The following is a 5,883-nucleotide window of genomic DNA, read 5'->3' as shown; positions in this document are numbered from 1 at the left end:
ATTTAATACAATTATAAAATGTGCCATATTAAAGACTGATGCCAGTATCTATTGATCTGCTTTTTTCTTCTGTTTGTTTGGATAATTTATATTGTGGTTGCGTAAATGCTGGTCGTTCTACTTGATCATTATTGTTTCGCTCTTTTAGCTTTTCAAGCAACTTCTCTTTTTGAATTTTGTCCCAATTTTTATATTCCTCTAGTGCTGAACTTTTAAACTCACTTTTATACTGCCTGTCTACAATCATCTTCTCATTTTCGGAATTACAAATTTCAAGGTCTTTTTGAAGTTTGTTTAAAAGTTCTTGCTTTGGATAAACTTGGTTGCTTGCTAACCATTCTTTTAAAGTAATATTTGATTCTTTTAATTTTTCTAGATCATTTTTATTTTTCTCTAGCCTCTTTTGTAGGGCTTCATCACTTAGGACATTGTTTATTCTTGTAAAAAAGCCTCTAAGGCTAATTTGTTCTCTTGCGCTAATACCTTTTGATATATCGTCATTATATTCAAGAGATCTTGGTTCTAACTCTATATCGTATTCTTTGTTTACGAGCTTAAAAAATATAATATTTCCATTAAATGCTGTATTTGTAACTTCTCCAATAACTTTAAAGCCCTTATATTCTGCAACCTCTCTTGGCGTCTCTTTTTCTGCAAATAGTAAATTTATATTATCTTGCAAGATGTCTGCCATTTGATTTTGCTTTATTTCTATTTCGTTAGTATCTGTGCCATTTTTATCTTTTGGTATATTAAATTCATACACTATTGGCTCAAAACCACCAGTTGCAATAGAGGCTTTATATTTGTTCATTTTACAAGTAAAGTTTTCGCTTGTATTTTGTTTTACTATATCTTTAATGATATCTATTTTAGATATTTGTATCTCTATGTTAGCCATTCTAATGTTGTTTTTCTCTTGCTCCTCACCATTAGAAAAAACTTGTTCTTTATATCGTTTGAGCTCATTTCTCTCTTTTTTTATAGCTTCATTTAATTCAAACTCTGTAAAGATGAGAGGATTTTCGCTGGCGACCGCACGTGCCTCATTTGAATTTAATAAATCCTCCTCAAAGCCATTTAAACTACGTTCTCCGACGACACCTCTTCTGAAATTTAATATAGCCTCGTTCTTTTTGCTCTGCAACTCCCAGTTCCTTTCATCAAACGTTCCAGGAGTAATATGTCTAAATTCTTTGATTATAAAGTTTTCTGGGTCGTTCTCATAAAAGAGATTACCTTGTCTAATCGCCCTTCCATTGCTTTGTGTTATATCACTTGGTCTCCATGGACAATCTATGTGGTGAAGTGCTGTGATGCGTCTTTGGACATTTACTCCTGTTCCCATTTTTGCACGGCTGCCCAAAAGAACTCTAACTTCACCATCATTAACTTTTTTAAAAAGATCCGCTTTTTCTTCGTTGCTAACTGCATCATGTATAAATGCTATTTGTTCTCTTGGTATTCCTTTATCAACTAGCTTTTTATAAATATCTCCATAAAGAAAAAATCTACTATCATCAAATTCATCCTTTTTTAGAACCTCTCCATTTTCATCAAGATCATCTACTGATACCTCGCTGTTTTCTAAAGTATCATTTATATTCTCGAATTCATCAACATATTCTGTTTTTTGCTCTTCTCTAGCTAATATCTCGTCTAGTTTTAAGTTAAATGATTTATCACTAGTGCTTTTTGGTGTTCCAACATCTAAGAATACAAGCTGAGTCCCCTTTTTATCACCCCAAGTTTGCCATTCTTTAAATATCTCATCAACCGCGATATTTATTTTAGAATTTGGGTAATCAGGGGCTGTTGGATCTATTAGTCTAAAATCAATACTTGCTTTTTTTGCGTCGTTTGTTACTTTTAGTGGGTTATCGATGCTTGGATCATATCCTCCACCTTCCATACTAATAAGTCGCCCAGTAATTGAGTATCTAGGGTAAATTCCATTTTCATCAGCTTCCCCTATATAATCTGATATACGTTTAGATTTTTCACTTTTTACGTAAATCACTTCTTTATTTGGAACAAATGTCTTTGAAAAGGCTTTAATATCATCATTTGTGATAGTGTCTGTTGTTTGGCTTAGTATATTTGATAGCTCAGGTAAGTTTGTAAGTGATGAAAACCTTGCTTCCATTTTTATGCGACCGCTAGCATCTCTTACAGGGGCAATATCTATACCAGCAAAATTACTAGCCCAATTTGAAAAGCTATCTATGCCTAAATTTTCAAGCTCTTTTGGCTGCAAATATCTCTGCATATTATAAATTTCGCTAAGTGAGTTTGATACTGGAGTTCCAGTTAAAAACATTACTTTACCATCTTTTTTGTCGTTAATATAGGTAGTAAGTGCAAGCATATTTAATGCTCTCTTGCTTGAAGTATTAGCTCCTTTGCCTTTTGCATTCATCGGAGAGATTACGCCTAAATTTTTAAAGTTATGTGCCTCATCAACCACTATACTATCAACACCAAGCATTGAAAAATCCATTGTCTTGGATTTTGCTTTATCGTCAAATAGTTTTTCCACTTTTTTTTCAACTCTAGCTATCATTTTTTCAACTTGACGTGCAGAACGTCTGTTTGTTGATTCATCACGTTCCTCGTAATATCTAAGAGCTTCTTTTAGCTCATAAATTTCTTTGTCAAGTATCTTTTTTTGTGTTTCAAAAGGAACTGGTAGTTTTTCTACTTGTGTATATTTTATAACAACGGCATCCCAGTCATTATTTGCTACTTTAGCCAAAAACTCGTCTCTTTCTTTTGGGCTTAAAGAGTTTTCGTCTGCCACTAGCACATTAGCATTAGGAAATGCATCAAAAATACTTTGATCCCATTGGGTTACAAGATTGTTTGGAACGATGATTAGAGGTTTTTTTACAAGCCCAAGCTCTTTTTGCTTCATAACAGCAGCTATTGCTGCATATGTTTTGCCAGCCCCAACTTCGTGATCAAGTAAAATATTTTTTTGAACCATGCTTCTAAAAATAGCATCTTTTTGGTGCTTTCTAAGTTTTATATTGCCATCAAGCCCTAAAATTTCTAAACCATCTCCATTAAATTTGGCTTTAACGTAGCAGTTAAATTTGTCGTTGTAAATACGTTCTAGTTCTTTTGCTCTAGCTCGGTCGCTATATATCCATTCATTAAATTTGCTTTTTAGCATTTCAACTTTCGCATTTGCTTCAGCTGTTTTTTCTGGATTTATTACTTGTTTAAAGACTATGTTACCTTCTTTATCTCTCTTAATATTACCTTCTTTATCTAGCAAAGGCTCATTTGTTTTTTCCATAATCTTTATAGGTGTATTATTTAGAGCACTTTCTATAATGTCATATACGCTTTTATTGTTACCTACATTTTGGTGTATTTCATAATTTCCATTAATTAGTCTTTGTGTGGTAAGTCCTTTGACTTCAACGGAATAGTTATAAGTTGCATATTGTGAAAGATGATATTTATCTCCGTCTATTTGCCAGCCCATGGAACCTAAATTTTGAAGTTTCCATGCATCATTATTATAGTTTGATGTCTTTAGCTCGTTCTTTAAAAAATCATCATAGTATTTTATTGGTATCCAAGAACTGCCAAACCTCGTGTCTATATCAACAAAGCTAATATCTTGTGGTATGACCTTGCTAAGTTCTTCTATATTATTTTGCATTAAGTCCGCATAAATGTCTTGTAGATTTTTTGCTGATTTTAATTTTTCCTTGACATTTCCACTAAGATAAATTGGAGTAAAAATTAGCTCTCTTTCGCCTTTTGATAATTTTTCTGGATCGTAAAAAGCCAGTTTTTCTGCAATAATTTGATCTTCGACTTCGATATTTGATTTTCCTAGTTTTTTTGAAATATAGTTTATATCGATCTTTCCAAACTGATACATGCTTACTAATACACCATCCTTTTCATTGTCAAACAAAATTTCAGGAGTAAAGCCTATTGTTCGGCGAAGTAAAATATTAGCCTTTTCGCAGCTTTCCTTTATGGCTTCTTTGCCATCTCTTGCACGTTCAGGTTTTTTATAGTTTTTTTCTAGAGCTTTGACTTTGCTAAACTCTACATCTAGATTTTTAAATGATGCTGCCTTATTCCCAGATAAAAATCCTTCGCTAATATGATAGTTGTCTAGTAACAAATTAAGCTGTTCTCTTGTTTGCTTTAGTTTTATATCATCGTCTTTGATATCTGTCTGCTCTAGTGCAATGAGCTCTTTGAGTTTGTCTCTTAAAGGTATATACTTTTTAATTCTATTTTGGATGGTGGGGCTTAAATCTTCAATTTTTGATGCTCTTATTTCTCCGTTTATCGACGAGGTTATTTTGCAAATTTGATCATTATAGATTAAAAGGCTATTTTCTTTTAAATCCTTAACATAGTCATAGGCATCGTCGTAACTTTCTATTGCAAAGTCGATAATAGATGCCGGCTCTCTCCACTTATATACGTTAGCAGGAAGTTGATTTTCTATAAAATTTTCTATTGCTGTATCAAGACTAAAATTTATATCGTCTTTTGGATCATAAAAAATTGCTTTTCCAAATTGCCCATTTCTCAAGACTGGCTTAGCAAGTATGTTTTGGGGATTTTCAATAAAATAATGGTTTATGCTTTGATTTAATTCTGTGCCATCTTGTGCTACTTGAGTTGATTTAATATTGGATATTTCTTTGTTATACTCAGGATGCTTGCCTTTTTGTAGAAAAATGATATCTGTTTCAGCCTCTGTGTGCTTAAAAACATTGTTTGGCAAACGCACTGCACCTAAGAAAGTATGATTTTGCGCTATCTCATCTCTTGCTGAATTGTATTTAGCATCCATAAAGTGACGACTTACTACAAAAGCACTTATTCCATCTTCTTTTAAACTGTATTGTGTGGCTTTTTGTATAAAGAAATTATGGGCTGAACCATATAAATCTTGATGCTTATTATCAAAAAGTGGGACATCTAAAAATGGAGGATTGCCAACAACTGCGTCAAACTGCTCATCATAAATAAATTTTTCGTAGCCAATGTTATTATTTTTTTGATTCGGATATAAAATTTTGTTCATTTTAATTGTAAGAGGTTCAATATCAAGACCAGTAAAATGAAAATTATCGTTTTTGTTAAACGTAATAAACGAACCATTTCCTACACTAGGCTCTAGAATTTCTTTGTTCAAATCTGCTCTATCGGCATTAATACCAAGTCTTTCGAGACCTTTATACATTGCCGAAACGATATTTTTAGGCGTATAATATGCAGTTAAATTTGAGCGTTTAGCAGCATCATATTCACTTTCGCTAAGTAGCTTTTTGAGCTCTTCTCTTTCATCTTTCCATTTTTCATTGCGTTCATCAAATAGTCCATTTATTCCTCCCCAGCCTGAAAAGTTAGCTATTGTTAGCTGTTGCTCTCTTGTAATATTTAGTTCTATTTCGCCTTTCTTAGCAAGATCTAATTTTGGGTAAAGTTCGTTAGTAGTTTTAATTGCTGCAATATTTTTTCTAAATCTATCCTTTTCCCCACCTAGTTCTAGGGCATCGCTTAGTTTTAGGTCCTCAAAGGTATTATTGAATTTTTTTATAGGATTAATTATGGTTTCTTCATTTTGTGTAACATCTGTTGTGTTTATAGTTTCAAATAAGCTATTTTCTATCTCATTTATCTGTGCATCTATATCAATCGTTTTTTCTATAATTGAATTGAGATTACCTCCAAAGTATTCTGGATGAGCATCTGCCATACTAAATAGATCAAGACTATCATATAGATTACTATCATTTTTCTGTTTTGCCATTTAAAATCCTTACAAAAAAATAAAATTTTAAAATAAAATTTTATCTAAATTTATGGCAAATGCCGATTTTTACATACTTTTATAAC

General features: G+C 32.3%; 1 protein-coding gene. It reads right to left on the bottom strand.

The features are described 5' to 3' along the window. Positions 1-28 precede the first annotated feature (28 nt). The gene (locus tag F3G98_RS09970) at positions 29-5,797 is read right to left on the bottom strand and encodes a helicase-like domain-containing protein (RefSeq protein WP_149726116.1); all 5,769 of its coding nucleotides are present in this window, start codon (positions 5,795-5,797) and stop codon (positions 29-31) included. Positions 5,798-5,883: the final 86 nt, after the last annotated feature.

The sequence above is a fragment of the Campylobacter concisus genome (genome assembly GCF_902460895.1).
Taxonomy (GTDB): Bacteria; Campylobacterota; Campylobacteria; order Campylobacterales; family Campylobacteraceae; genus Campylobacter_A; species Campylobacter_A concisus_BC.
Note: the sequence above shows the minus strand (reverse complement) of the source record. Positions and strands in the feature narration are given on the sequence as shown.